The following is a 26035-nucleotide window of genomic DNA, read 5'->3' on the forward strand; positions in this document are numbered from 1 at the left end:
TTTATATCATCCAGTCGTTTACGCAGTTCCAGCAGAGTGGTGAACACGAAATGCTCTGTCCAGGCTGCATCACATCCGGGGTTGTGCCGGTGTGCGATGACAGAGATGTTTTTGAAACTGCTGTCCGGCTATTGAATTCACTCGAGGCATGGCGATGGTACCTCACGAACAGGAACAGCCTAGATTCGCTTACGCGGCGGCAACGGAACGACAGGCGCTGTTGGCAACCAAGATGCTGCGCGGAATCCCACAGAAGGCCGATGACCGGTTGTTGGCAGCCACCTGGAATCTGACCAACTTTGGCCTTCAGGAGCGGACGGATGATGATATCGCGCTCATGGCCGAGATCATTGGCTGGTTCGACCTGGTAGCGATTCAGGAGATTGCCGACTCACTTGCCCACCTGCATCTGCTTCTAAGCCACCTGCCAGCCAGTTACCGCGTCATTCTCTCCGATATCGGCGGCAATGATGAGCGGGCGGGGTTCCTCTACGACAGCGACAAGCTCACCCGGCTGGAACTGGCTACCGAGGTGGCGGTGCCGCCGAGTGATCGGCACTATATCCGGCTGAAGGGGGTGTCCGGTGCCTTCGAGGGGTTTGACCGCAATCCCTATGCAGTGGCATTTCGGGCCGGCGCACTGGAGTTTACTGCGGTTTGTGTTCATCTGTTTTTTGGCAGCCATGCCTATTATGACGAGGACCGGCGTGCGCTGGAAGCTTATGCGCTCGCCCGCTGGGCCGACCAGCGCCACAAGGCAGCCGGGGCCTACTCCCAGAACATCCTGGTTTTGGGTGACATGAACCTGCCGATTCGGGACAACTCCAGCAATGTCTACACGGCATTGAAAGCCAAGCGTCTGATATTGCCGTAACATTCCACAGCCATGGGAAGTAACCTTGCGGGTGACAAGGATTATGATCAGGTAGCTTTCCACGCCGGTGGCATGCAAGCGGCTTATCGGGGGCATTCGGGAGTATTCGATTTTGATCATGATCCTTTCTTTATCGATGCCTGGAATACAGGGCCGGACTATTTCAATCGGGCGGTGAAGTATCACATCGCGGATCACAGACCCTTGTGGGCGGAGTTTGAAGTAGCATAGGCCTGTATCGCGCTTTACCGGTATCGGCGCATCGACAAGGTGCATCAGGATGCGCTCGGCTGGACTAAGCTATACAGGGAGTGCAGACGATACGGAGGGTGTCATGAGCGATCTACCGCACTTTACCCAGGCCGCCAGTGAGCTTACAAAACAGTACACCCAGGCGCTGGATCAGATTGCCCGGGAACTGGGCCGGCAGGGGACGCCCGAAGACCGGGTCGACTGGGAGCAGGTCAATCAGCGGATGGCCGAGTGGTGGAAACAACAGGGCTACCGGTTTCCCTGACCGGTTTCCGCTCCATGTTCGCTGCCGGAGATGTCCATTCCAGGGAGACGCGGTTGCGTGGCCAGCGCGGCGGCGCGCGCCTGCCGCCAACGGGTAGGCTTTCCGAAGCCGTTGAGCCTGCAGGTTGCCGCACCTGTTTCCGGTCAAAAATGCCGAATATTGATGTAAAAAACACGGATTACTTTATTTCTGTCGAATCACGCCGCGATTCCTCCTGGAAAGCGCTGCAGTTGCAGTACCCTTCCTGAACTGATTGACCCGCTTGATCCGGTGCCTTAGCCTAGGTCGGTTAATCCAAAATCCGAGTGAGAGGGTCTTTTTGCGATGCGTCGTTTTTCCTATTGGGGGTTGCTGGGAGGTCTGGCGGTGGTCCTTTTTGGCGCCGCCTATCACTTCCTCTACCAGGGTGGCAATCAGTGGATTGCATCACCTCCGCCGAAAGCCGTCAGCACACCCGTCGAAAAGGTTACCCGGGTTGAGGCCGCGCCCGTTTCGGTCGAAACGGTACTCGAATCCATTCATGCGGTCGCCACGCTGAGACCAAACGAGGCGGTTATTGTCGCGCCGGAGATTGCCGGGCGCATTGCGAGTCTGCCCTTCGACGAGGGCGACACGGTCGAGGCCGGTGCGGTACTGGTCGAACTTGATTCAACCATACTGCAGGCCGAACTGCGTAAGGCGCAGTCCGAACTGGCCCTCGCCAAAGCCAACCAGAACCGCATCATGACGCTGGCAAAACAGGGGACCGGTACACTACGCGAGCGCGACGAGGCGGTGGCCGCCTACCAGTCGGCAACCGCGAACGTGGCGCTCGCCAGGGCAAGACTCGGCAAGTCAACGATTACCGCGTCATTGTCCGGCGTGGTCGGTGTACGCGCGGTCAGTGTCGGGGCCTATGTCAGTCCCGGTCATCATATCGTTGAACTCGTGGATATCGACCCGATCAAGGTGGATTTCCGGGTGCCCGAGCTCTCCCTTCCCGCGGTGCGGGTCGGGCAGTCGGTTCGCGTCACCGTCGACGCCGTGCCGGGACAGACTTTTGCTGGCGAAATCTACGTTATCGATCCCGTCGTTGATGCCAACGGCCGCGCCATTCGATTGCGCGCGCGCATCCCGAATCCTGACGGCCGGCTATCGCCGGGTTTGTTCGCCCGTGTACAGATCATTGTTGACCGGCGGGAAAATGCCTTGCTGATTCCGGAGTCGGCCGTCTTCGCCGACGGTCAGAAACGTTATATCTATCGGGTGGTCGATGGGCGCGCGGTACAAACCGAGATTGAGCTGGGGCAGCGGTTGCCGGGCAGGGTGGAAGTACAGCGCGGGTTGGCAAGCGATGCGGTCGTTGTCACCGCCGGTCACCAACAGATCAGGGATGCAAGCCGCATAACGATCACTGCAGCTCGCGCAGGAACCTGAAATGGGGTCCTTTGAATTCTTCATTCGCCGGCCCGTCTTCGCGACGGTCGTGAGCCTGATCATTGTTTTGATTGGCATCGTCTCCTATTCGAAGCTCACGGTCCGGGAATATCCCAATATCGACGAACCCATCGTCTCCGTCCGGACCAACTATCTGGGTGCCAGTGCCGAGATCATCGAGAGCCAGGTGACCCAGGTTCTGGAAAGCTCCATCGCCGGCATCGAAGGCATTGATACGTTGACTTCGAGCAGCAAGCCGGAGGAGAGCCGGATCACGGTGCGCTTTCGCTTGAGCACCGACCCGGATGTGGCCGCCAGCGACGTGCGCGACCGCGTGGCGCGCGTGCGTGGACGGCTGCCCGCAGAGATTGAAGAGCCGGTGATCGCCAAGGTGGAAGCGGATGCCCAAGCGATTGTGTACATCGCCTTTACCAGCGATCGCCATGAAACGATCGAGATCTCCGACTATGCCGATCGCTATGTGCGTGACCGTCTGCAGAATATCCCCGGTGTTGCCGAAGTACGCATCTTTGGTGAACGGCGTTATGCCATGCGCATCTGGCTCGACCGTGCCCGACTGGCCGCCTATGACCTGACGGTGTCGGACATCGAAAATGCCCTGCGCGAGCAGAATGTGGAGGTGCCTTCGGGGCGGATCGAGAGCCTGGACCGCGAGTTCACGGTGCTGTCGCGCACCGGGCTGGTCACGCCGGCACAGTTCGAACGCATCATCATCAAGGACGCGGGCGGCTTTCCGGTACGTCTGCGTGATGTGTCGAAGATTGCACTCGGTCCCCAGGACGAGCGGCGTATTACCCGGTTCAATGGCAACCGCGCTGTTATCCTCGGCATTGTCAAGCAGGCGACAGCCAATCCACTCGACGTCTCCCGGGCCATGCACAAGGTCCTGCCCGAACTGACCGATGAACTGCCCCAGGGCATGAGCGCCACCATCGCCTACGACAAATCCATCTTTATCGATCGTTCGATTGCGGCCGTCTATACCACGATTGCCGAGGCGGTGGCGCTGGTGGTTATCTTCATCTTTATCTTTTTGCGCACGGTGCGGGCGACCATCATCCCGCTCGTCACCATTCCGGTTTCGTTGATCGGCGCCTTCGCGCTGATGGAACTGTTGGGTTTTTCCATCAATTCATTGACGCTCCTGGCGATGGTGCTGGCCATCGGACTCGTGGTCGACGATGCGATCGTGGTACTGGAAAATATCCACCGCCATATCGAGGCGGGTATGAAGCCGTTCCGTGCGGCAATCGTCGGCATCGGTGAGATCTCCAGTGCGGTCGTCGCCATGACCCTGACGCTTGCCGCGGTCTATATGCCGGTTGCCTTCGCGCCCGGACGGACCGGCAAGCTGTTTGCGGAGTTTGCCCTGACCCTGGCCGGTGCGGTCCTGGTCTCCGGCCTTGTCGCGCTGACCCTCAGTCCAATGATGTGCTCCCGCCTGTTGCGCGATCACGAAAGGCACGGCCGTCTGTACAATTATTTCGAGCGTCTCATCGTGGGTCTCAATAGCGGCTACAACAGGACCCTTGCCGCCACACTGCGCATGCGTCCGCTGGTTGTGGTCATCGCCTTGTTTGCCGCGGGTGCGGGCTATTTTCTTCTCACGGAATTGAAGTCGGAACTGGCACCGATCGAGGATCGCGGCGTGCTGTTTACCGCCGGCCAGGCGCCCGAAGGCTCCACCATCGATTTCACCGGCCGTTACGTCGAGGATTTCGAGACCCTGCTACGGGAGATCCCGGAGGTGCAGCACGCCTTTGTGATCATCGGTTCGCGCGCGGTGACCGAATTGATATCGTTCTCGCAACTGATTCCGTGGGAACAGCGCGAGCGCACCCAGATGGAGATCCTGAGCGAGCTTCAGCCAAAACTCCGCGATGTCACCGGGGTTCGCGCATTTGGCAACAATCCCGGTTCGTTCGGCCAGAGCGCGCGCAACAAGCCGATCGAGTTTGTCATCCAGACTCCCGAGAGCTATCAAAAGCTGGATCAGTACCTGGCGCTCATCCTGGCCGAGGCCGAGCAGTACCCCGGCCTCATCAACCTCGACAGTGACCTGCGGCTCAACAAACCACAGATCGACGTGGAGGTGGATCGCGAACGCGTCGCCGACATGGGTGCCGGCGTGCTGACCGTGGGCAGAACGCTCGAAACCCTGCTGGGCGGGCGGCAGGTGACGCGCTTCAATCAGAACGGCGAACAATACGATGTCATCGTTCAGGTTGCCGCGGACGACCGGCGCACACCGGGTGATCTCAACGACATCTATGTTCGCGGCAGTGGTGGGACCATGGTGCAACTTTCGAACCTGGTGAAGATGCACGAGAGTGTCGCGCCCAAGGAGTTGAACCGTTTCAACCAGTTCCGCTCGGCGACCATCACCGGCAATATCGCTCCGGGTTATTCACTGGGCGAGGGGCTCGATTTCCTTGAAGCGGCGGCCGGGCGCGTGTTGCCGCCGACGGTACGTTACGATTTCGCCGGCGAATCGCGTGAATTCAAGGAAGCGGGCAGCAGCCTGCTGTTTGTCTTCGTGCTCGCGCTCGGGTTCATCTTTCTTGTCCTGGCGGCGCAGTTCGAGAGCTTTGTCGACCCGCTTATCATCATGCTGACGGTGCCGCTGACCATGACGGGCGCGCTGCTGGCGCTCAACCTCAGCGGGGGGACGTTGAACATCTACAGCGAGATCGGCCTGGTCACCCTGATCGGTCTGATCAGCAAGCACGGCATCCTGATTGTCGAGTTCGCCAATACGCTACAGGCCCAGGGCAAGCCGCTCCGGGACGCGGTGATTGAAGCGGCTGGCCTGCGTCTGCGGCCGATCCTGATGACGACGTCCGCCATGGTGGCGGGTGCGTTGCCCCTCGCCCTGGCCACCGGTACGGGCGCGGAGAGCCGGCAGGAGATCGGTTGGGTGATTGTGGGTGGCATGACATTCGGCACCTTCCTGACCCTGTTTGTGTTGCCGACCGCTTACACCCTGCTGGCCAAGGACCTCTCCAGGACCAAAGCCGTTGGCGAGCTGGCGGTGGATCTGCCGAAGACAACCGGGCAAGCATAGCGGCGAGCGTCAAGCGGAATTCCCGGCAGCGGAATCAAACATTTTCCTCCAATCTCCTGTTGACACGGCTCCCGGACAGCGGTGAAACTGGGCGCATGAAAACCCATCTCCTACGCAAACCGGAATACCTGGTCGCATGGCGTCTACCGCGACGTGCTGTGCCCTGTGCGCCGGTCAGTGTGAGGTGATTTTGCATTAAATAGCGTTATACCCGACACTGAAAAGGCCGCAGGTTCCGACGAATCTGCGGCCTTTTTTTACCGCCCCAAAAAAAGGAGATGGGACCATGTCAGTACCGATGGCGTACCTCGGCGTTATCGTGATCTGGACCACCACCCCGCTGGCGATTCAGTGGAGTGGCGACGGACCGGGTTTCCTGTTTGGCGTCGCCAGCCGCATGAGTATCGCGGCGGTGGTGGCGCTGATCATGGTCGCCCTGCTCGGCTATGGCATGCGCTGGGACAGGCCGGCACGACGCGCCTATGTCGCCGCCGGTCTGGGTATCTATCTCGCCATGCTCTGCGTCTACTGGTCGGCGCAGCAGATTCCGTCCGGCTGGATCTCGGTCATCTTCGGCCTGTCACCCTTGATCACCAGCCTGTTCGCCTATCTGTGGCAGGGGGAGCGGGGTGTCTCCCCCGCCCAGGTGGGCGGCATGCTGCTCGGTGTCCTCGGTCTGGCGGTGATGTTCGGCAGCAGCCTGGACATGGCCAGTAGCGTGGCCTACGGCATGCTGGCGATCCTGTTCGGGGTCACCTTTCACTCGGCCAGCGGCGTGATCGTCAAGCAGATCAATGCCGACATCCCGGCCATCGTGCAGACCGCCGGCGGTCTGCTGGTGGCGACGCCGCTGTTCGATCTGACCTGGTATCTGTTCGATGGGGTCTGGCCGGTCAGCCTGCCGTTCAAGGCCGCGCTGTCGATCCTCTATCTGGCCACCTTCGGTTCGGTACTGGGTTTCGCGCTCTACTTCTTCGTACTGAAGCGCCTGGCGGCCACCCAGGTGGCGCTGATCACCCTGATCACCCCGGTCGGGGCGTTGCAGCTCGGCCATCTGGTCCAGAATGAACCGCTGTCCCTGACCATCATCGTTGGCACCGCGTTGATCCTGTGCGGCCTGGCCCTGTTCCAGTTCGGTGCCGTGCGCCTGGCGCGGCTGCAACGGCTACAACTCGCCGCCGGCGAGGAGGGGTGATGCGCATGTCGGGGTGGGCCGGCTGCAAGCACGTTGGGTTGTGGTGTTATCGGCAACGTCAGGGGCTGTGCTGCGTTTGTCCAAGCCGTTGCAGCACGGCCGTACGTAGATCGTCGAGCCGTATATAATCCCGGGATCGCGCCGGGAGCGGGGCGTCCCGTGGCAGCAGACTGAAGCAATGGGTCTCATCGGGTGTGGCACCCGCATGCGAACCGCCCTCGGTGGCGAAGGTGATCGGCGTTGCCCCCTGGTGCCAGCCCAGCAGGATGACATCCCCCGCATCGGGATGCCGGCACAGGCTTATCAGGTCCTGTTCGAGCTCGCCGAGAAAGGGATGGTCGGCGCCAAACAGTTCGGCAGCCTGTCCCGGCAGCGTAAACTCGGCCGTTGCTGTCCAGGCATGGATCCGCTGCGAATCCTCCGCAATCAGGGTGACCGGCACCTGATGACGTCGGGCCAGATCACGGGCCACCTGGCGGCGCTGGTCGATATCCAGTTTATCGGGCGCGTAGACCTGTCCGACCGGACCCAGTGCCGCCACCTGCGCGGTTTCCTCCCCTTCCGGTTCCGCGGCCAGGCCGGCCACGGCGAACAGACGCTGGAAGCGGTGGCCGCCCAACAGGCGGACCCGTTGGGTCTGGATGCCGTTCGGCGACGTTGCCCGCGAACGGGTGGATACGCTTTGCAGGCGGGAGAAGACCTCCGCCACGGCGGTTTCGATACCGCCCTCCTGCAGGTATTTGTAGGGTAGGGCCGCGTGTTGGCCGTGATCCGAGTAGACCCAGACCTGATAGCGGCGCCTGGGCGCGTGCCGGGTCGCACGCCAGAGCCGGGCGATGGCATCGTCGATGCCTTTGAGCGTCCAGTGGGCGAACAGGGAATCCGGTCCGCGGCGATGCGCCTGCTCGTCGTAGCCGAGAAAATTGATATGGATGATGGGCAGGCCCCGGTTGATATCGATCTTGCCACCGATGACGCACAGCTCGCGCAACAGGATGGAGATGGCGACGCGGGCGGGGATGAATTTAAGCTCCTTGATAAAGTCGTGTCCGTGTGAAATGCCGCGCATGAAATCCATCAGTGCCAGGAGCAGTTCCAACCCCAGGAGCACGCCGATACGGAGAAAGCTGTAGAAATTGCTGATCAGGAATACCAGCAGCGCAAGGGGGTTGGCGGTGCGCAGCGCCGGACCCCAGCCCAGCGATGCGGGGCAGAAATGCGCCTCCGCCGCGCCACCGGTGAAGTTGTCGGCATAGGCGCTGCCGCCGGCCAGCAAGGCCGCGTTGCCACTTTGCCGCAGGCGGCTTTCCACCCGGCTAGCGGCATCGGGTTCGTACATGCGGATGATCTTCCCGCTCTCCTGATCCCTGAATGAAAAGGCCGGGACCGCGGTCTTTACGCCATAGAAGAGTTCCGCCTGAGCGGCCGGTGTGGCTGCGGGGAGACCGGAATACTGGGAGTGAAGACGATACTGTTCCCGCCTGAGCAAGCGCCTGAGAAAGGGCATTTCACCCTTCTTCAGCGCCTGCCTGAGCTGCGGCTCGGAGAGCCCGTCGACCTGGATCAGCACCACCCCTGGCCGGCTAGCGGGGCCCTCGGAGACCGGCAGCCGGAACAGACGGGTCAGCCAGTGGCTGCGGTTGAGGTAACGCCGGATGCCCCGCAGCAGCGTGTTGATTCGCGCCATCATGGGGGCGCCCGGTTACAGCGGCGTGGCGGCGGCAGCGGCATCAGCGGTTACCTTCGTCCGTAGCCCGGGGGTTGCTCAAGGCCCCATCGCCGGCACGGGTCACACTGCCGATAATCTCCCATTCCGCCTTGATCCGCGCCATCACCTGTTCCCAGCCGCGCTCGGCCTCGTGGCTATGCTTCGCCGTTGCTTGCTGCAATGATGCAAAGCATTCGAGCGCCTGGTCGGCCGACCGCGACATGGAAAAGGCCTCGGCCGTCTCGCGTGCGGCGGCGATATGTTGCTCCATCTGTTCCGCCGGCAGGTCATGTGCCCAGGCTAGCGCGCCGCTGAACGCCTCGATGGTCTGCTCCTGCAGTAGGCGGCCGTTTTGCTGGTCCCTGACCACTTCGCGCACGCCCGTGGCGTCCAGGGCAACCACCGGCAGACCGGCGGCCATTGCTTCGGTCAGTACCATCCCCTGGGTCTCGCTTTGCGAAGCGAAGGCAAACAGGTTCATCGCGCTCAGTGCATCGCCTAGCTCCCGGGGTGGCAGGATGCCGCAAATCAGCAGCTGCGCTTCGAGCCCGGCCTGGGAAAAGATTCCCCGTATCGCGGCCTCCGCGGGGCCGGTGCCGATGACCAGAAACCATGCTTGGCGATGCGAGCGGATAAATTCGGCAACCGCCCTGGCGAGGAATTCCAGATTCTTCTCCGCTGCCAGGCGTCCCAGGTGGCCGACGACAAAACTGTCCGCGGGTATGTGGTGCTGTTTTCGAAAGGCCGCTCCGTCACCCTGTGCAAACTGTTCCACTTTCACGCCGGTGGGCAGGACCCGGATGGGTGTGGTGACGCCGCGCTCGAGCAGCAGCGCGCGGATACTTTCGCTCGGGGCAAAGACCTGATGCGTCAGGTTGGCGTAATGGGTGGCCAGTTCGATGACGAAGCGTTTCAGTAGCGGAGAGTCGCCCGGCACATAGTGGGTGTACTGCTCATAGAGGGTGTGATGGGTGAAGACGAGGGGCAGTTGAAAATAGCGGGCGGTGCGTACCGCAGTCATACCCAGTAGAAAGGGGTGTTGCGCATGGACTATGTCCGGCTGGAATGCCTCCAATTTGTCGGTCAGGCCGGTGGGGATGGGCAGGGCCACGGAGAAATCGCTGGTGTTGAAGTTCTGGATCGCCGGTATGCGGATGACATCGATCTCGTTTTTCGGAGTGTTGGCAAATTCCGGTGCGACCACCAGTACCCGGTGGCCACGTTCACGGTAGGCTTCGGTAAAGGCTTCCACCGAGCGGGCCACGCCGCCGACATGTGGCGTAAAGGTGTTGCTGAAGATGACGATATTCATACCTTCATGACCTTTCTGCGCAGGGTGAGGGCGTGCTGGCCGGACTCAACAGTGACCGCGGTGAAGCCGGGCAGGCGGATCTCCATGGCCGGTTGATCGCTATGCCAGGCGCCCTGCCAGTCGATCCGGACCCGCTCTTCATCGGTCGGGGTAAGGGTGATCGAAATCGACCCGAACGCGGTCGGGGCCGGTCCGAAACCGATGGGCTGGCGCTGTTCGAGCCAGCGGCCGGGGATACCGCCACAGAGGGTCAGGCGGTCATCCTCCTCGCGCACGAAGCAGTTGCGGATTATCATCACCCATTCGGCGGAGGCCCATACGTGATGGCCGTCGCCCATGCAGCCGCCCCCGGTGCGTGGGTGGATCGCTTCCGGCCATTGTCCGGTGGAGGTTGCCAGGGCGGCGACCGTATCCATCAACTCGAGATAACGCGGGTCAGCGGCCCGCAGCAGGACCTGGGCCACATGCAGGGTCAGATAGGCATTGAGGCCGGAATGGATCATGTCCTGAAAAAATGCGCCGTCAACAAAACATTTAGACAACAGAAATTCGACACAATCCAGTAAGCGTGGATCGTCAGGTGGACAATCCTGCAGCGGATAGCCGATGGCCAGTGAGCCGATGGCCCCGGCATCCAGCCGGCGATAGGGCGAGGCGGGCATGGCCTGGCGGCCCAGGCGCCGGGCACAACTATCCAGGCTGCGATCGACCGCGGCGGTGAACGCCTGTGCCGCGCGAAGGTAACTTTCGCCGAGGTCGGCCGCGTGCCCCTTGATCAGTTCATGGGCGGCGTGCAATCCGGCGATGCACCAGAAGTCATCCCAGTAGTAATAATCGTTCGGGCCCAGATGTTCGGCGCTGAATCCGGCCGGCAGCAGCCCGGCATGCGGGGCGTCGATGTCATCGGCCAGCCGCTTGCGGATGATCCAGCGGGCACCGCGCTGGATAGGCGTGTGCCAGTCGGCTGTGAGCCTTTGACCGGTCAGCTGCTCGAACCGGGAGAGTATCCACAACACCTCGCCGTTGGCGTCCCACTCACCCTCCTGGGAGCGGAAATAGCCCAGCGGGGTCTGCCGCTCCGGAAAACGTGACAGTGCCCGTTCGGCCCGATCGTTCAGCCCCAGGCACAACAGGGCGTGGATGATGAAGGCGGCATCGCGAAACCAGAAGCGTTTATAGGTGTAGGGACCGGGATAGACATCGTGGGGGGAGTGCAGTACCAGCGAGGTGACCGCGGCATCGTAGAGAAACTGGTAACGCGCTTCGGGGCAGCGCAGCCTGCAGGCCTGCTGGCGCACGCTCGGCCAGTCACTGTCCGGTTGGCTCGCGCCGTTGTTATCCAGGGGGATGCGCACGTCCAGTGCGGTCTCGCCATGGGCCGCGATCGGGAACAGCGCGGCGGCCGTGACCATGCCGAGGTCGCACAGCCCTTCAGCCTGATCCTCAAGCTCTGAGAGGTGGATAAAGACGTCGCCGGCACGATAATCGGATATGTGATGGCGTTCGGCCGGTGCGCTGAATTCGATCGTGTGGTTCGTGTCGACCGTCCAGCGTCGGCGATCCGCAGAGAGGCTGACCTGGTGGATGAAGCTGATCCCTTCGGGGTTGTAGGGCCGCAGTACCAGGGCCAGCCAGGCCGGAGTGGTGCTACCGGCGGTCAGCGTCAGCCGGCATACCGGCCTGCCGGCAACGGGATGTACGCTGGCCTGGCTGGTCAAAACCATGCCATCGGCCTGGCAGCGGGTGGTTATCGATAAGCCGTCCGCCATATCCTGTCGCTGCTCGCTGGTCACCGCCAGGGACGGCAGCAGGGTGCGGCCGTCTTCCGTGATCACCCAGCCGTCCAGCGACCAGCCGTCAAAACAGGGGGTGAGCAGGCCGCGAGGGTCGACCAGGGAGAGCTCCTCGCTACCGGGATAGCCGATGGCGGTCCAGTTGCGATGGGTGAGATTGATGTGGGAGAAGGAGAATGCCCGCGGGGTGAAGGAGACGTCGTGGGGATCGAACTGGCGTTTGATCCAGTAGGGCCACACCCAGTCCAGGTTGTTCTGAATGACCTTGCTGTTGATCAGGCCGCGGGCATGGAATACCACGCCGGCGCGCAGCAGTTCGATCGGCTCTCCCACCTCGGAGGGCTGGGCAAAGCTGCGCAGCCTGGCCATCAATTCGATGGGATCGAGAAAGCCCTGGCTGCGTATGGCCCGGCGGATGATGAAACGCAGCGGCAGCCATTTCGTCCAGCTCACGATACCTCCTCTTCCGCGTCGGTGCCGCGGGTGTAGCGGTGCAGTGCGCGGCGTGCCAGCCGGTTGAAAAACACGATCGCGACCACGGTGGCGATAAAGCCGGTGGCGTAGAGCACCCACTCCAACGGACTGCGGCCGATCTCCTGGTTACCCAGGGTGGCGAGATCGGCGGCGATGGAGCCGAGATAGACGTTGTGTAGGGAGAAGGGGATGAAACCGATCAGCGAGCCCAACACATAACCGCGAAATGAGAAACCGGTCAAACCGAAAAAGTAATTGGATATTTTGCTGGGAAAAAACGGGATGAGCCTGGTCAACAGGACCACTTTCCAGTCGTGGCGGGTCATCTCCTCGCTCACCACCCGCAGTCGGCTGTGCGCCACGATAAAACGCCTGGCGCGTCTGCCGAACAGATAACGGGCGATCAGAAAGGCGAGGGCGGCGCCCAGTGTGGTACCGAGAACGACATAGAGCGTGCCTTGCAGCAGACCGAAGACGAAGCCGGCCCCGGTGGTAACCAGAATACCCGGGAGCAACAAGACCACCACCGCCGCCATGATCAGGATGAACAGGGTCGCGGCCCACGCCCCCTGTGCGTCGACCCACTGCAACAGGCTCAGCAACTGTTCATGAACGCCGAAGTAGATCAGCGCCCCCACGATCAGTGCGACGAACAGGATGCTCCCGGCCATGGCCCACAGGGGCGATTTCAGGTGCCTGATCGATGAATGGGTCGGCGAATGGGTCGGTGTGTCGTTCATCTGTGCCGGGTCATTGGGTAGGCTAATGGCGTACAAACAGTATAGTTGTCCGCCTGGCGATAATGGGGTCCACCGCGGGACGGGCGACGGGATCGGGCGTCAGTGCGGAAACCTCATATTTTGATAACCGCCTTTAACGGCAGGTGATCGGAGGCGATACGCGCGAGCCTGCTGCGGTGCACCTGCAGCGTGCGCAATCGGCTACGCGGGCTTATCCAGATATGATCCAGGGCGAACAGCGGCCAACGCGCCGGGAAGGTGGCGTAGTTGGGTTTCGACTGAAAATGCGCATGCAGCCAACGCAGGGGGCGACCCCACAGGAACCATTCATTGATGTCGCCCATCAGCACGGAAATATCCGCCGGCCTGGGCCGGTTAAACAGGGCCAGTAACTGTTGCACCTGGCGGCGACGTTCTCCGGGTGTGAGGCCAAGATGGGTGGCGACCATCTGCATGATCTGTCCGTGAAAATCAAAGGTGGCGTCAAGTGCGCCACGCGGTTCACGACCCGGTATGCTCAGGTCAAGCCGGTTCAGCGCCAGAAGCGGGAGTCTGGTCAGCAGGGCATTGCCATAGTGCCGGGTTTCCCGCAGCAGCGTGGGACCGGGGATCGCGCTGCATGCCAACTTTTCCGCGAGATAGTCCAGCAGATCCAGATCGCCCACCTGATGGTGTTCGACCTCCTGCAGTGCCACCAGATCCGCATCTAGCTCGGCTAACACTGCGCAGATACGATCGGGAGCAAATTCCCCGTCCGCACCGATACCGGCGTGAATGTTGTAAGTGGCGAGGGTAATATCCATGGCTCTTTACGATGCTCTCACCCGGTTGAATCCGTCCGTAACCGATGTCTGCGTCATCATCCGGCCTCATCCTCATCCTCATCCTCATCCTCGTCGCCGAGACTCAGTTCTGCTTCCAGCCACATGACATTGATAATGCCCAGTGCCACCGCCAGCAGCGAACCCAGTATCCAAGTGAAGTACCACATCGTCTCTTCTCCTGCTCCGTTATCAATAGGCCGAGTGGGTGTTTTCCTGGATCTGCTTCACCGTGACCTTGCCCCATAGCGCCCGGTAGGACCAGAAGGTATACAGCAGGATCAGCGGCACGAAAATCGCCGCCGCCCAGAACATCACCATCAGGGTCAGGTGGCTCGATGGGGCATCCCACACGGTGAGGCTGCTGTTCGGAACCGTACTGGAGGGCAGGATGAAGGGGAACATGGAGAAGGCGGCGGTAAGGATCACTCCCGTCATGGACAGGGCGCTGGTGATGAAGGCCCAGCCGGGACGGCGAATGGTTGCCAGCAGGAAGGTGCCGACGCCGCCGGCGAAGGCGACGACCGGCGCCAGTATCATCCACGGATAACGGCCATAGTTGTTCAGCCAGGCGCCGTCGGCGATCTCCACCACCTTGGCGAGTGGATTGGACGGGGCATCGGTGGGCGGCATGGAGACGATGCGGTAGCCGTCGACGCCGAAGGCCAGCCAGATCCCGGCCAGCGCGAAGGCCGCCAGCATGATCAGCACCGCGATGCGCGCCGCCGCCCGCGCCCGCGCCGCGATTGGTGCCTCGGTGCGCAGCTGCAGCCAAAGGGCGCCGTGGGTCATCAGCATGGCGAGGCTGAGAACGCCGGAGAGCAGCGCGAAGGGGTGCAGCAGTCCCCAGAAACTGCCGCTGTAGCTGGGACGCAGAAACTCGTCGTGGGAGAATGGCACCCCCAGCAGCAGGTTGCCGAAGGCGACGCCGAACAGCAGCGCCGGCACCGCGCCGCCGGCGAACAGCCCCCAGTCCCAGGCCGTGCGCCAGCGCGGATCGGCGATCTTGCTGCGGTAATCGAAACCCACCGGGCGGAAGAACAGGGCGAACAGCACCAGCAGCATGGCGATGTAGAAGCCGGAAAAGGCCGCCGCATAGACCGCCGGCCAGGCGGCAAAGATGGCGCCGCCGGCGGTGATGAACCACACCTGGTTGCCCTCCCAGTGCGGACCGATGGTGTTGATGATGACACGCCGCTCGTCGTCATCCCTGCCGAGAAAGGGGAGCAGGGCGCCGACACCCATGTCGAAGCCGTCGCTGATGACAAAGCCTATAAGCAGCACTCCTATCAGGACCCACCATATCAGCTTCAGGGTTTCGTAATCGAAGATCATCGGATTCTCCCGTTACTGCTGCTGGTCCATGGGTTGGCCGGCCGCGCCGCCGGAGGAGCGTTCAAAGTGATAACGCCCGGTGTGCAGGCTGCTGGGTCCGAGGCGGGCGAAGCGGAACATCAGGTAGAGTTCCACCACCAGCAGCAGGGTGTAGAAGCCGACCAGGCCGGCCAGCGAGAACCACAGGTCGCCGGTGGTGCGGGACGAGACACCCAGGAAGGTGGGCAGGACCTCGCCGATGGCCCAGGGCTGGCGGCCGTACTCCGCCACGATCCAGCCCGCCTCGGCGGCGATCCACGGCAGCGGGATACCGTACAGGGCCAGGCGCAGCAGCCACCGCTTGCGGTGTTCGCGACGTTTGGCGCAGTAGTAGAAGGCGGCGGCAAAGATGAACAGCATGAGAAAGCCCGCCGCCACCATGATGCGGAAACTCCAGAACAGTGGCGCCACCCGGGGGATGGTGTCGCGGGCCGCCTGCTTGATCTGCGCCTCGGTGGCGTCCACCACGTTGGGGGTGTAGCGCTTGAGCAGCAGGCCGTAACTCAGGTCCTTCTTGGCTTCCTCGAAGGCGGTCCTGTCGGCCTCGTCAGGATCACCGCTGCGCAGTTTCTGCAGCAGCGCGTAGGCGGTGATACCGGTGCGGATGCGCGCCTCGTGATCGACCAGCAGGTCCTTGATGCCGTAGACCGGTTCAGTGAGGGTGCGGGTGGCGATCAACCCCAGCAGGTAGGGGATGCGAATGGCATAGTCGGTGGTCTGGGTCTCCTCGTTGGGCAGGCCGATGAGGATGAATCCCGCCGGCGGTTCATGGGTCTCCCACTCAGACTCGATGGCGGCCAGCTTGGTCCGCTGCACGTCACCCAGGTTGTAGCCGCTCTCGTCCCCGAGCACAATCACGGAGAGGATCGACGCGAGTCCGAACCCGGCGGCCACGGCGAACGAGCGGCGCGCGAACGGCAGATCGCGCCCCTTGAGCAGGTAGTAGGCGCTGATACCGAGGACGAACATGGAGCCGGTGACGTAGCCGGCCGCAACGGTGTGGACGAACTTCACCTGGGCCACGGGATTGAACAGGAGTTCGTAGAAACTGGTCATCTCCATGCGCATGGTCTGGTAGTTGAATTCGGCACCGACCGGGTTCTGCATCCAGGCATTGGCCACCAGGATCCAGAGCGCCGAGAGATTGGAGCCGAGGGCGGTGAGAAAGGTGACGGTGAGGTGCTGTACCTTGCTGAGGCGTTCCCAGCCGAAAAAGAACAGGCCGATGAAGGTGGACTCGAGGAAGAAGGCCATCAGCCCCTCGATGGCCAGGGGGGCGCCGAAGACGTCACCCACGTAGTGCGAGTAGTAGGCCCAGTTGGTACCGAACTGGAACTCCAGGGTAATGCCGGTGGTGACGCCGAGGGCGAAGTTGATGCCGAACAGTTTGCCCCAGAATTGGGTCATGTCCCGGTAGATCTGCTTGCCGGTCATGACGTAGACCGTCTCCATGATCACCAGCAAAAACGAGAGACCCATGGTCAGCGGAACGAACAGGAAGTGGTACATCGCGGTAATGGCAAACTGCAGGCGCGATAGCTCGACGACCTCTTCTACCATGTTGTACTCCTTTACTCGTTATTGTGTCGCGGTACGGCCGGCCGGTCCGTGCCTCCGCCGACAATGGCCTCACTGACACGATCCGCCGTGAGGCGTGGGGAAACAGGCTCGCTGAAGAAGGCCATCCAGATAACATAGAGCGCGATCGACTTGACCACCAGCACCACGGTGATTTCACGCGCCAGGCGGCTGGAAAACAGCCGGTTGGGTGAGCGCGCTGTGGTGGTGGATGAGTTGTGCAATGGATCGGCCGTGTTATTGATGACTGTGAGGTACGAAACACCGCCCGGGCGCTGAACATTGCGGCAGCCCGTGTCTCGCTGTTCCCCTATCGGGACAACGTCTGCTCCGCCGCCTGGGCGACAAGCGTTCGGTCATGTGTAACTAATAGCAGAAAGCGGTTCGATTGCCAGAACGCTGTTGGTTTGTAGGTCCGCGGCTTGATCCGGGGTAAACCGATGCCGCCCCGCGGCCGGCTCCTGCGGCGAGCGTTGGAGGAAAGCCTTTATGGTTTCGAGGATACCCATGTTATTGGCAGCCGGTGTCTACTCGGCCTCATCAAAGGCCTCGTCACCGGTGGGCTCCAGATGCGCGACGTCGTTCATCTGCTGGCGGAATTTGGACAGCTCGTAGTACATACGCCGGCGGGCGCGGCTCTGGTTGCCCAGCGGACGGTGTTCCGGGATGCAGTGCCAGGGGTTGATCTTCAGGCGCTTGGCGAATTCGAACTGGGCCGGTGAATCGAATTTCTGGCGTGGAATATGGATAGTGGCGGCGGCAATGAAGGGTGAGAGTTTTTCCGGCCAGCGCACCGCGGCGTTCTCGATCGGCATGCGGTGCGGGTCGGTCTGCAGCTGGATCTGCAGGTCGAACTCCACATCCCTCTGGTTCAGGGTCTTCACCATGTTGTCACGCAAGTAGTTGAAGGAGGGCGAGCCGAACGGCAGTCCGGGAATTTCCCGTGGCACCTCGGTTTTCGGCACGAACGAGTACATCATGGCCTGGCCCTCGCCGAGCAGGTAGGGTACGCAGCTGTAGTAGCGGTGGCCGAGGGGGTTGTACTGGGTTTCATTCCACAGCGCCTGCATGAGGAAGTCCCGCAGGTGGGAGTCGAAGGGATTGATGAAGTAGTAGAGCGGCATGTCCACCAGGCTCCAGTACTGCAGCTTGGCGTTCTCGCGCACATCCGGGGTGACGAAGGTGGGGGTGCAGACCCCCATCATGTCCTGGGTAAAGCGCTCCTCCTCCATCAGTTTCTCACCCGGCACGTCCATGATTTTTACCGCCATGCTGGAGAAGCCCACATCGCGGATATCCGCCGGCACGTCCGGACCAGGACCGGAGTAACGCACGTAGGCGGGGTAGCTGCGCTGGCTGGCGAAAATGCCGCGCCGCAGGTGTTCCGGCAGATCCGCGCGCACGGTTACCGTGGCGCGCACGATGCCATGGGTCTTGGTGTTGCCGCCGCGTTCGTAGCCGCCGGGTTTGAAGTGACCACGCATCTGGTCGGCCATGAGATCGATAATGTCATCGAGCGCCTGCTCCTCCCAGTCGAAGATTTTCTCCTCGGCCAGTCCCAGGCCAAGGTTGGGGCGATTGCGGTTGATCAGGTACTGCAGCAGCCGCGCCAGCGGCTCCCTGGTCAGGTGGTTCAGCGTCGGCCGGAACCAGGGCTCCAGACGGCGTTCCAGGTGCATGCCGGCCACCATCACCCGGTGCAGGGCATCCAGCACCGGATAGATCCGTTGGCGCAGTGCCTTGCTCATCATGCGCTGTCATCCTTGGCCGCGGCGCGGCCGGCCAGATAGCGCAGGGCGCGAATTCCCGGCATGAAGAAATAGGCGCCACCCTGCACGGTGATGAAGGGTGGCAGACCCTGGGTGTCCCGGGACGGCCCCTGCGGGTCGGGCTGGCTGAAGTGGTCGGTCGGTTGGCCGTCGGCAAGCGATTGCCGGTTGCCCAGCAACGGGTCGGACTCGTTCGGGAGTCCGGCAAATTTGCAGCCCATGGTCCAGGCGTTCTGCACGAATTCAAACTGGCGCGAGATATTGGCCACCAGGCAGATAAAGTGCAGGCCCCGGGGCTCGTCGGATGCGTCGGTCTCCAATGCCTGTTCCGGCGTCAACGGCGCGCCATAGACCCGGCCGCGACGCAGCAGTCGATGAAAACGGGTGGATGCGATCAGGTCGTCGTCCGGGAAGCGGCGGCCGAAGCCGAAGATCCGTTTCAGGCGTGACAGCAGTCCGGTCACCCCCGGAGGAAAATCACCCGTGCGGGGATTGGAGCGGCGGATGTGGGCGCCGATCGGACACTGGTGGCCGTGCGGGTCCTCGGCAAAATCAAACTGGTTGAGGTCGGCCTGCCGACCGCTCTCCTCAATACCTTCGATGGCTTGCGTGGTGTGCGCGACCAGCGGCGTGCCGTCGCGTTGGCGTCCCACCATGCGGCTGGCCAGCCGCTCCCGCTGTTGCAGGTCGCCGTCGGCCTGGTGATCCACAAAGCGCCAGAACCCCGCCACGTCCTGATGCAGTTGGCGCATCACCAGGTAGCTGCCGTTGCGTCCCAGGTCGTGCAGCTCGGGTTGCTCTTCCGCGGTCGGTAACAACCGTGCCGCAGGGTCGGAAAGCGGATCAACCAGCGGACGGCGGGTGTATTGGCCGTATTCATTGGGATAGCCCAGCAACAACTCGCCCAGGGAGAGCAGGTTGGAGTAGCGGTCGCGGCGGTGCAGGTCGGTAGTCTGGCGGCGCTCCCAGTCGATGGCCGGCTGGCTGATGCCATCCACAAAGCCGAACGGCTCGCGGTCGCCATGATCCGCGGTAGGCAACTCTGCCACGGTGCGGAAAGCCCGGTTAAAGAGATCTTCTTGCAGGGTCGCCTTCCGGGCCTCCAGTTGGCCGGTCCGGGCGTAGAGCATCAGCAGCAGATGCGGCACGCTGTCTGGGCCGCCCCCCCAATGCCAGTGCGACGGGTCGTTGTGGGCCACATCCCCAAGGCGCCGCGAGCGGCTCGGCTCGGCGGCCATGCCGGCGATAAACGCTTCCGAGAAACCATCCAGCATCGCCTCGTCGAGCCCCAGGGCACGCAGGCCATCTACGGTGAAGGCCACCTGCAGGGCCGTTTCCGGTGCCGGCGTGGTCCATTCGGCGCTACTCACCGGGGCGTTATTGAGCCAGTCACCCGCCGCTGCCGGATCGGCAATCTCCAGCAACAGGAACAGCGCCTCTTTCAGGCCGCCGTGGCCGAAGCGGGCCAGGGCCTGGATGTCGCTGTATTCCGCGCTGCCGGGGCCGCTCATGGTCGCGTTCCTGTCATGCCTGAATCTGTGCCAGCCATTGGCGTATCTCCGCGTCGCTGTCCTGACGTACCTGCACGCCTTTGCGTATGCGGCTGTTGCGGGCCAGATCGAAGGCCGTCAGGCCGGGGTAGGCCTTGTACCAGACCTGGGTCGGCAGTGCCCGGCGCTTTAGAAAGTATTTGAATTTCTGCTCCTGTTCGGCACCGTCCTTGATCAGCCAGCGCGTGGATGGGTAACCGGCGCCGTTGCTGAACACCAGGTTCAGTCCCCAGGCCACCTTGTTGATGAAGTCGTCCATATAGCTTTCCAGGCTACCGTCGTAATTGCTGGCGAACAGCAGGCGGCGGTTATCGTCCAGCATTACCCAGCGGGCAAAGTGGATGGTCTGCACCCGGGTCAGGTAGCCACGGTTATAGACGTGCCGGGCGGAGTAATCGAGCAGCCAGAGAAAGAAGCGTACCGCGTGGCGCCGGAATGCCTGTGGCTTGACCTCGCCGTAGGCGCTGAAGGGATTGGTGACATCCTGGTCCTCCAGCGCGGAGAGCTCCTGCAGGTGTTCCCGGGGCGGCCGCCCAACCAGCTCCGGATCACGGCTTTCCAGCGTGCGCAGCCGCAGGATCAGGTAGGGCGACAGCAGCAGGAACAGCGGCGACAGGAGCAACAGCAGCAGCGGCACCCCGTATTTGTGCAGGCGGTTTTTCAGCCACCACTCCACCGGTGTGGGTGCCGGGGGCGTAAGGGTCAGGTGCCCGGCCGCGGTTTCCCGTTCGACAAACGACAGCAACTGCTGGCGAATGGCGCGCGAATCGTCCCGGCCGATATCCTGCACAATCCGCCGCAGCTCCCCGGACAGGGCGCGGTGCAGCGCCTCTTCCTCATGGACCTGGGTCACGGTGCGGCCGATCCAGTTGATGTAGTTGGCCGCCGGTTTCACATCGTGCCGCTGCATCCAGTTCACCAGGCTCTCCGGCTCCCCAATGAAGTCGGCGCAGTGGCCGAAGATATGTCGCAGCTGCGGACCGGCCAGCACCGCCATTTCCGCGATAAAGCTATCCGCCGGGCCGTCATAGTCGCCGAGAAACAGCAGTCGTGGCGGCGCATCAGGCAGGGTGGTCAGCTCATCCTCCAACAGCGCTTGCAGTATCAGAAACCGGGCCACGTGCAGGCGTCCGAAACGGGCAAACGGAAACAGCGGGTTGTCGGGATCGACCATGCCCGGTTCGCGGTTCATGCTCTCCAGCAGGGCGCGCAGCGGCCCCAGCTGCCCGTTGGCGATGTCGGCAATAATCATGAACGTGGATTGGGGCGTCATGTCCGATCGTCCCGGCTATGGGGTGACATTTCGGGTCAGGGCGAAATCCAGCACCCGGGTCTTGCCCCACCAGACCTTGCCCAGATAGACCCCGGGCTCCACCTCGCGGATTTCGTCACGTATCGCCTTGGCGAAAAACGAGGTCTTGGAATAGTCGATGACAATGGTCTCCTGGCCGTCCATCCAGCTGGCGTCGCGGTACACCTTGGCCACCACAAAGGTGAGGCTGAACGGGGTGATCTTGTTCACCAGGATGCCGTTCTGCCGGTCCGGCGGGAACAGGTCGAAGATCTTGCCCTGCCAGGCGAACAGGCGTGCGATGGCCGCCAGGGTCTTGGAAAACAGCGAGCCGGTGACAATGGCGGTGCCGCGGGTATCGCCAGACGGGATGGTACCGGCGCCGGCGTTGCGATAGATCTCATCCAGCTCGTCGCGGGATTTGTCCAGCCATTTTGCAACCAGTGGATTCATGGTGCCTCCCGGTTTCTGAGTTGGGATGCCTCGATGTAGGTCTCTCTGCGCACCGCGTTCATGCGTCCCAGCGGTTGATGGGCAGGCAGGCTCTGCCAGGGGTTGAAACTGATCTTTTCACAGGCCGCCAGGGCCTCGGGGCTGTCGAACGCCTGCGCGGGGATGGTGAGCGTGGCCACCGTGTGGAACGGCGCATCCTCCTCGTCCCAGATCACCGAGGCGTCCTCGATGGGCATCTCCACCGGCCGGGTACGCGGCTGGACCCCGAACTCCAGGCAGGCCGGGCCCTGGCTCAGGTGAGCCTGCATGGCGGCCCGCAGCTGATCCTTGCCGGAGGCCGCTTGCGATGGCTGCGGGTTGTCGCTGCAGGGGGTGACCGAATATTTGACCGCCGGGCCGTCGCTGCTGCCAAACCGGTAGGGCGTGGTGCTCCAGTAGCGGATGTTGAAGGGACTGTCGTGTACGGCCCGTGCCCGGAACAGAATCCACAGGGATTTCAGGTGCGGGTCGAACGGATTGATGAAGAAACGCAGCATGGCGTCGTCCTGGCGCGCCCGAATGAAGGCGAGGAAATCCTCCGGGGTGGCGACAAACAGCGCCGGATAGCTGTTGAGCAGAAAATCCTGGATGCCGGGCTCGCCCCACAGCGGCTCCCCGTCGACGTCGAACAGCTTGATGGACAGGCCACGGATATCCTTTTTCGAATCGTCCTGCTGGCTGGCGTTGGCGAAACGCAGCGTCGTCCGGTAACTGGCCGGCCGGGCAAACAGTCCCTGCCTGAGCGCGGCATCGAGATCGCCGTGCACACGGAACGTGGCCTCTAAACAACCCAGGCTCTTGGCCTGGTTGAAGCGGGGAATGACGCCGTTGACCGCAGCGGCCCGGGTGATGGCCGCGATACGCTGGTTCATCTCCGCCACCAGTTGTTCGGTGCTGGGCGGTTCGGCGGCGCCCAGGCCGCCCGCCAACAGGAGCCCGGTTGCCAGCAGGGGCAACGGGTGTTTGCGGCGGTCTCTGCACTGGGTGGTCATTCCATTTACCATTTCAGGCTAGGGTTTGGGGGAGAAGGCCGGGTCGGCTTCAGCGCCCGGACGCGGTTTCCAGGAGATGTCGTAATAACTGCCCCGGTCCCGTGCCCAGGGATCAAAGGCGTTTTTCACCGGCAGCAGTTCCTCCCTGAGTTCGGGGATATTGCGGATCAGCAGGCGCTTGAAGGGCGAGACCGCCACCTGGTGACCGTTCACCGCGTCGGGTTCCAGGCATGCCTCGCTACCGTCCGCCCGGGTGCTGACCGGGAACGGGCACTCCTGCACGGGGCCGTTATCCATCACCCAGTCGTAACCCAGCCGTGAATAGAACTCGGGCCGGAAGCTGGAGGTGAAGAAGCGGTCGCTGAACAGACGCCGGGAAGCGTTGATGATGAAGATGTGAAACTGGGTCTCGGAGATGGCAAAGCCGTGCGGACGGGTGTACTCCGCCATCCAGCCGACGATGTTGTCCACGTCCTCGATATTGTCCACCCGGGTGCCGTCCGTCCGGCCATGGCAGTCGTTGATGAAACTGCCGTCGGGGTTGCGCTGGGCGGTAGAGATGATCTTCGACGCGTCGCACAGGTGGGTGCCGTAGATCTCCCGCAGGCGCCGCACGGTCTCCTGCTGGTGCTGACGCCAGGGATCGTTCTCATCCAGCCGCTGATCGACAAAATCATCAAAGCTGGTCAGGGTGCGCAGGCCGATCTGGCGGCGGAACTCGTTGAAGCGGGGCACCCCGCGCTCCCGGTCGCGCAGGATATCCAGGGCGATAATGTCGAGCTTTTTGCTCTCCGAGTCCAGGTGCGGCATGGGCAGGTTCTGCAGGAACAGCGGCGAGTTGCGCAACTGCAGCAGCCCGAGGCGCTGGCGGCCCATGCTCAGACCCCAGTTCTCCAGGCCGCGCCGGTGCATCTGTTCGGTGGCGCCCTGGCGCACGGTGGAGGCGACCGCGATCTTGTGGCTGATGTTGTCCGGAGCTTCGGTATTGCGGAATTCGATCAGGTCGGGGACCAGCGCATGCAGGCGATACACCGAGGGAAACTCCTCGGGAAAGTTGAACGGTGAGCCGAAATGGTTGGTGCCGCCGTTGACATCCTGTTCCAGGTTGGTCAGATCCCAGCCGTCATGTTTCCACCACAGATGGCCCGCGGGCCGGCTGTTGCCAAGGCCGAAAATGCCGGCCCCGGAGGCGAACACCGAGTAGGCGCCGCCGGATTTCCTGGCATCCTCGGAAACTCCGAACCACTGTACCAGGCGCGACGAGACACGACTGAGAAAGTTTTCATCCCGGCCGGTGATGCGGCGCAGGATCTGCGATACCCGGCTCTCCTCCTGATTGAACAGGCCGGACCAGTTCGCGTTCATGGCCTTGTTCAGGGGTTCGTTGTAGAGCAGCTGGGTGGTCCATTCAATGGTGTGAATCTTGGCGATCTCTGCGGAGATGACCAGCCGTGCCGCCTGATACAGCCGTTCATCGGTCACCTCTTTGTAGCTGATTACCCGCTCCGGCTGGTCCGGGTCGCGCAGCCCCGAGTCGGCGTCGGGGGTCTGTTGCTGCAGGGCACGGAAATTGTCGACGAATGTATTGTGCTCGCGGCTGAACAGGTTGTGATAGAAGCTGAGACCGATATTCCAGTTGTCCGGAAAGGCTGCCGCCTCCTGTCCGCGCCATTGCGGCTGCACCGGGCAATCCGCGCTGTAGGCCGGGCAGTCCGGCAGCAGGGGCAGGTAGTTGTCCCGCAGCAGCAGCTTCGCCGGGTCGTTCGGGTCGCGCGCCACACGCCGCAGTGAGACCGCGTCATGACCATAGATCTGTGAGGCGTCCCACCAGGCGGTGACCTGGTTGCTGGTGGTGCGGTAGGGCCGCTTTAGATAGCTCTGACCGTCATGGGTGAAGCTCTCCGGATCGGCGGTTTCGGCATACAGGGACGGCTGCAGCCGGTCCCCGGGCCGACAACCCAGGGCCTGGGCCTCGGCCGATTCACAGCCGGCGGATGCCAGCCGCTCCTCATTCAGCCCCTCCACGGCGTGCGAGAACCAGTCATGGGTCATGAACTGAATCCAGAACGCCGCCAGTACATTAAAAAACGGCGCCTTGAGATAGTCGCAATTCACCTCGGGCGAGGCCTCGGCATCCCCCAGGCCCTGGTTGCAGCCGTTGCCCGGGGTCTGCTCGCGGGTGAACAGCTTGCGGCTGAGCAGCTGTGGATCGGGTTTTAGCAGATCCAGGCGGCCGTCGTGCCGATTGCGCGTCAGCTCGGTCTTTTGCAGGCGCGGAAAGGTCTCCTCGAATCGGGCATTGCGGGCGAACGGTGTCCCGGTCGCGCCCATCAACGGGTTGGTCAGATCGTTGCAAATGCCGTTCAGGGTGCGATGGGTGATCAGCCCGCCTTTGCACAACTGCCTGCCGTCACCGCCGACTGCCGCATAGTCCGGGTGGTCGGGGGGCAGGCGCATTTCATCCCACACGGTTGTTGACGCGCGCACCGGATCGGTGACAAAGCGCTGGTAGGTGCTGGGATCGAACAGGTTGAACTTGATCAGTTCGATGCGCTGGTACTCCAGGTCCATCAGCGCGCCGTCAACGCCACGTCCGTTCGGGTACAGATGCTCTCCCAGGCGGGTGATGGCCTGGTCACCCGGGTGCAGACTCTGCCCGTCGCCGGTGGCGTAATAGTTCTGCCAGTCCACCCAGGGGGTGTCGCGGTATTGCACCGCTTTGTCGCCGCCACGACAGCGGGCCGTATCGGCTTCCACCTTGCCCAGGAAGCGTCGGGTGGGGTCGTCGCCAATCTCCAGCAGACCGCTTTTGGCCATTCGCAGGCAGGCTTCGGTATCGCTTTCGGCCGATGCCGATGGGCTGAACAACAACAGGCCATAAAACAGTGGACCGGTCATGGCAATTGTTTTTCTGTACAACTGACACTTCTTCATGAGTCCCCCTAGGTTCCCTTAGGGATGGATACGATCCTGGTGCAGACTGGACCGGAGTCCACGGTGTCAATAATCAAGAAAGTGACTAATATCATAGTATATCGTCACCAATATCATAGA

Annotated in this window: 21 protein-coding genes; 6 read left to right on the plus strand and 15 right to left on the minus strand. The window is 62.4% G+C overall.

Going from position 1 to position 26035, the window contains the following annotated elements:
- Nucleotides 1-148 precede the first annotated feature (148 nt).
- From NPX02_RS14390 to NPX02_RS14415, 6 genes are all read left to right on the plus strand, one after another.
- The gene (locus NPX02_RS14390; protein WP_260294451.1) at nt 149-874 is read left to right on the plus strand and encodes an exonuclease/endonuclease/phosphatase family protein; all 726 of its coding nucleotides are present in this window, start codon (nt 149-151) and stop codon (nt 872-874) included.
- A gap of 334 nt (nt 875-1208) precedes the next feature.
- Nucleotides 1209-1391: a hypothetical protein gene (locus NPX02_RS14395; RefSeq protein WP_260294452.1), complete on the plus strand. Its 183-nt coding sequence runs from the start codon at nt 1209-1211 to the stop codon at nt 1389-1391.
- Nucleotides 1358-1639, plus strand: a complete 282-nt coding sequence (locus NPX02_RS14400) for a hypothetical protein (RefSeq protein WP_260294454.1) — start codon at nt 1358-1360, stop codon at nt 1637-1639. The genes NPX02_RS14395 and NPX02_RS14400 overlap by 34 nt, the downstream gene beginning before the upstream one ends.
- A gap of 76 nt (nt 1640-1715) precedes the next feature.
- A complete protein-coding gene (locus tag NPX02_RS14405) occupies nt 1716-2807 on the plus strand; it encodes an efflux RND transporter periplasmic adaptor subunit (protein WP_260294455.1) in 1092 nt (363 codons plus the stop codon).
- A 1-nt stretch (nt 2808) separates the two neighbouring features.
- A complete protein-coding gene (locus tag NPX02_RS14410) occupies nt 2809-5892 on the plus strand; it encodes an efflux RND transporter permease subunit (protein ID WP_260294456.1) in 3084 nt (1027 codons plus the stop codon).
- Between the two features lie 286 nt (nt 5893-6178).
- Nucleotides 6179-7087 carry a DMT family transporter gene (locus NPX02_RS14415; RefSeq protein WP_260294457.1) on the plus strand — a complete coding sequence of 303 codons (909 nt, stop codon included), beginning with the start codon at nt 6179-6181 and terminating at the stop codon, nt 7085-7087.
- Between the two features lie 58 nt (nt 7088-7145).
- Here the strand turns inward: NPX02_RS14415 and NPX02_RS14420 are convergent, their stop codons facing one another.
- From NPX02_RS14420 to NPX02_RS14490, 15 genes are all read right to left on the minus strand, one after another.
- The gene (locus tag NPX02_RS14420) at nt 7146-8774 is read right to left on the minus strand and encodes an alkaline phosphatase family protein (protein ID WP_260294458.1); all 1629 of its coding nucleotides are present in this window, start codon (nt 8772-8774) and stop codon (nt 7146-7148) included.
- A gap of 43 nt (nt 8775-8817) precedes the next feature.
- Nucleotides 8818-10107, minus strand: coding sequence for a glycosyltransferase (locus NPX02_RS14425; RefSeq protein WP_260294459.1), 1290 nt, complete (start codon nt 10105-10107; stop codon nt 8818-8820).
- The gene (locus NPX02_RS14430; RefSeq protein WP_260294460.1) at nt 10104-12353 is read right to left on the minus strand and encodes a hypothetical protein; all 2250 of its coding nucleotides are present in this window, start codon (nt 12351-12353) and stop codon (nt 10104-10106) included. The genes NPX02_RS14425 and NPX02_RS14430 overlap by 4 nt, the downstream gene beginning before the upstream one ends.
- Entirely contained in the window at nt 12350-13114 is a 765-nt protein-coding gene (locus NPX02_RS14435; protein ID WP_260294462.1) for a TVP38/TMEM64 family protein, read from the minus strand. The genes NPX02_RS14430 and NPX02_RS14435 overlap by 4 nt, the downstream gene beginning before the upstream one ends.
- Before the next feature lie 113 nt (nt 13115-13227).
- Entirely contained in the window at nt 13228-13917 is a 690-nt protein-coding gene (locus tag NPX02_RS14440; protein ID WP_260294464.1) for an endonuclease/exonuclease/phosphatase family protein, read from the minus strand.
- A gap of 56 nt (nt 13918-13973) precedes the next feature.
- The gene (cydX, locus tag NPX02_RS14445) at nt 13974-14105 is read right to left on the minus strand and encodes a cytochrome bd-I oxidase subunit CydX (RefSeq protein WP_260294465.1); all 132 of its coding nucleotides are present in this window, start codon (nt 14103-14105) and stop codon (nt 13974-13976) included.
- Between the two features lie 22 nt (nt 14106-14127).
- Nucleotides 14128-15270: a cytochrome d ubiquinol oxidase subunit II gene (cydB, locus tag NPX02_RS14450; protein WP_260294467.1), complete on the minus strand. Its 1143-nt coding sequence runs from the start codon at nt 15268-15270 to the stop codon at nt 14128-14130.
- Between the two features lie 12 nt (nt 15271-15282).
- Nucleotides 15283-16869: a cytochrome ubiquinol oxidase subunit I gene (locus NPX02_RS14455; protein WP_260294468.1), complete on the minus strand. Its 1587-nt coding sequence runs from the start codon at nt 16867-16869 to the stop codon at nt 15283-15285.
- A gap of 11 nt (nt 16870-16880) precedes the next feature.
- Complete coding sequence (cydP, locus tag NPX02_RS14460; protein ID WP_260294469.1) at nt 16881-17111, minus strand: cytochrome oxidase putative small subunit CydP; 231 nt, start codon at nt 17109-17111, stop codon at nt 16881-16883.
- Between the two features lie 303 nt (nt 17112-17414).
- Nucleotides 17415-18638, minus strand: coding sequence for a catalase family protein (locus NPX02_RS14465; protein WP_260294470.1), 1224 nt, complete (start codon nt 18636-18638; stop codon nt 17415-17417).
- Nucleotides 18635-20167 carry a Dyp-type peroxidase gene (locus tag NPX02_RS14470; protein ID WP_260294471.1) on the minus strand — a complete coding sequence of 511 codons (1533 nt, stop codon included), beginning with the start codon at nt 20165-20167 and terminating at the stop codon, nt 18635-18637. Before NPX02_RS14470 ends, NPX02_RS14465 begins: the two co-directional genes overlap by 4 nt.
- A gap of 13 nt (nt 20168-20180) precedes the next feature.
- Nucleotides 20181-21479 carry a hypothetical protein gene (locus NPX02_RS14475; protein WP_260294472.1) on the minus strand — a complete coding sequence of 433 codons (1299 nt, stop codon included), beginning with the start codon at nt 21477-21479 and terminating at the stop codon, nt 20181-20183.
- A gap of 15 nt (nt 21480-21494) precedes the next feature.
- The gene (locus tag NPX02_RS14480) at nt 21495-21950 is read right to left on the minus strand and encodes a hypothetical protein (RefSeq protein ID WP_260294473.1); all 456 of its coding nucleotides are present in this window, start codon (nt 21948-21950) and stop codon (nt 21495-21497) included.
- Nucleotides 21947-22981, minus strand: a complete 1035-nt coding sequence (locus NPX02_RS14485; protein ID WP_260294474.1) for a catalase family protein — start codon at nt 22979-22981, stop codon at nt 21947-21949. The genes NPX02_RS14480 and NPX02_RS14485 overlap by 4 nt, the downstream gene beginning before the upstream one ends.
- Nucleotides 22982-22999: 18 nt before the next feature.
- The gene (locus NPX02_RS14490) at nt 23000-25900 is read right to left on the minus strand and encodes a peroxidase family protein (protein WP_260294475.1); all 2901 of its coding nucleotides are present in this window, start codon (nt 25898-25900) and stop codon (nt 23000-23002) included.
- Between the last annotated feature and the right edge of the window lie 135 nt (nt 25901-26035).

The organism is Sedimenticola hydrogenitrophicus (assembly GCF_025175675.1).
Taxonomy (GTDB): domain Bacteria; phylum Pseudomonadota; class Gammaproteobacteria; order Chromatiales; family Chromatiaceae; genus Sedimenticola; species Sedimenticola hydrogenitrophicus.

What these genes read in the sequence shown, in the direction of transcription:
- NPX02_RS14415 (WP_260294457.1), top strand. Translation starts at nt 6,179, where the DNA reads ATGTCAGTACCGATGGCGTACCTCGGCGTTATCGTGATCTGGACCACC.
- NPX02_RS14480 (WP_260294473.1), bottom strand. Translation starts at nt 21,950, where the DNA reads ATGAATCCACTGGTTGCAAAATGGCTGGACAAATCCCGCGACGAGCTG.
- NPX02_RS14455 (WP_260294468.1), bottom strand. Translation starts at nt 16,869, where the DNA reads ATGGTAGAAGAGGTCGTCGAGCTATCGCGCCTGCAGTTTGCCATTACC.
- NPX02_RS14405 (WP_260294455.1), top strand. Translation starts at nt 1,716, where the DNA reads ATGCGTCGTTTTTCCTATTGGGGGTTGCTGGGAGGTCTGGCGGTGGTC.
- NPX02_RS14465 (WP_260294470.1), bottom strand. Translation starts at nt 18,638, where the DNA reads ATGATGAGCAAGGCACTGCGCCAACGGATCTATCCGGTGCTGGATGCC.
- NPX02_RS14440 (WP_260294464.1), bottom strand. Translation starts at nt 13,917, where the DNA reads ATGGATATTACCCTCGCCACTTACAACATTCACGCCGGTATCGGTGCG.
- cydX (WP_260294465.1), bottom strand. Translation starts at nt 14,105, where the DNA reads ATGTGGTACTTCACTTGGATACTGGGTTCGCTGCTGGCGGTGGCACTG.
- NPX02_RS14410 (WP_260294456.1), top strand. Translation starts at nt 2,809, where the DNA reads ATGGGGTCCTTTGAATTCTTCATTCGCCGGCCCGTCTTCGCGACGGTC.
- cydB (WP_260294467.1), bottom strand. Translation starts at nt 15,270, where the DNA reads ATGATCTTCGATTACGAAACCCTGAAGCTGATATGGTGGGTCCTGATA.
- NPX02_RS14485 (WP_260294474.1), bottom strand. Translation starts at nt 22,981, where the DNA reads ATGACCACCCAGTGCAGAGACCGCCGCAAACACCCGTTGCCCCTGCTG.
- NPX02_RS14475 (WP_260294472.1), bottom strand. Translation starts at nt 21,479, where the DNA reads ATGACGCCCCAATCCACGTTCATGATTATTGCCGACATCGCCAACGGG.
- NPX02_RS14395 (WP_260294452.1), top strand. Translation starts at nt 1,209, where the DNA reads ATGAGCGATCTACCGCACTTTACCCAGGCCGCCAGTGAGCTTACAAAA.
- NPX02_RS14390 (WP_260294451.1), top strand. Translation starts at nt 149, where the DNA reads ATGGCGATGGTACCTCACGAACAGGAACAGCCTAGATTCGCTTACGCG.
- NPX02_RS14470 (WP_260294471.1), bottom strand. Translation starts at nt 20,167, where the DNA reads ATGAGCGGCCCCGGCAGCGCGGAATACAGCGACATCCAGGCCCTGGCC.
- NPX02_RS14425 (WP_260294459.1), bottom strand. Translation starts at nt 10,107, where the DNA reads ATGAATATCGTCATCTTCAGCAACACCTTTACGCCACATGTCGGCGGC.
- NPX02_RS14420 (WP_260294458.1), bottom strand. Translation starts at nt 8,774, where the DNA reads ATGGCGCGAATCAACACGCTGCTGCGGGGCATCCGGCGTTACCTCAAC.
- NPX02_RS14435 (WP_260294462.1), bottom strand. Translation starts at nt 13,114, where the DNA reads ATGAACGACACACCGACCCATTCGCCGACCCATTCATCGATCAGGCAC.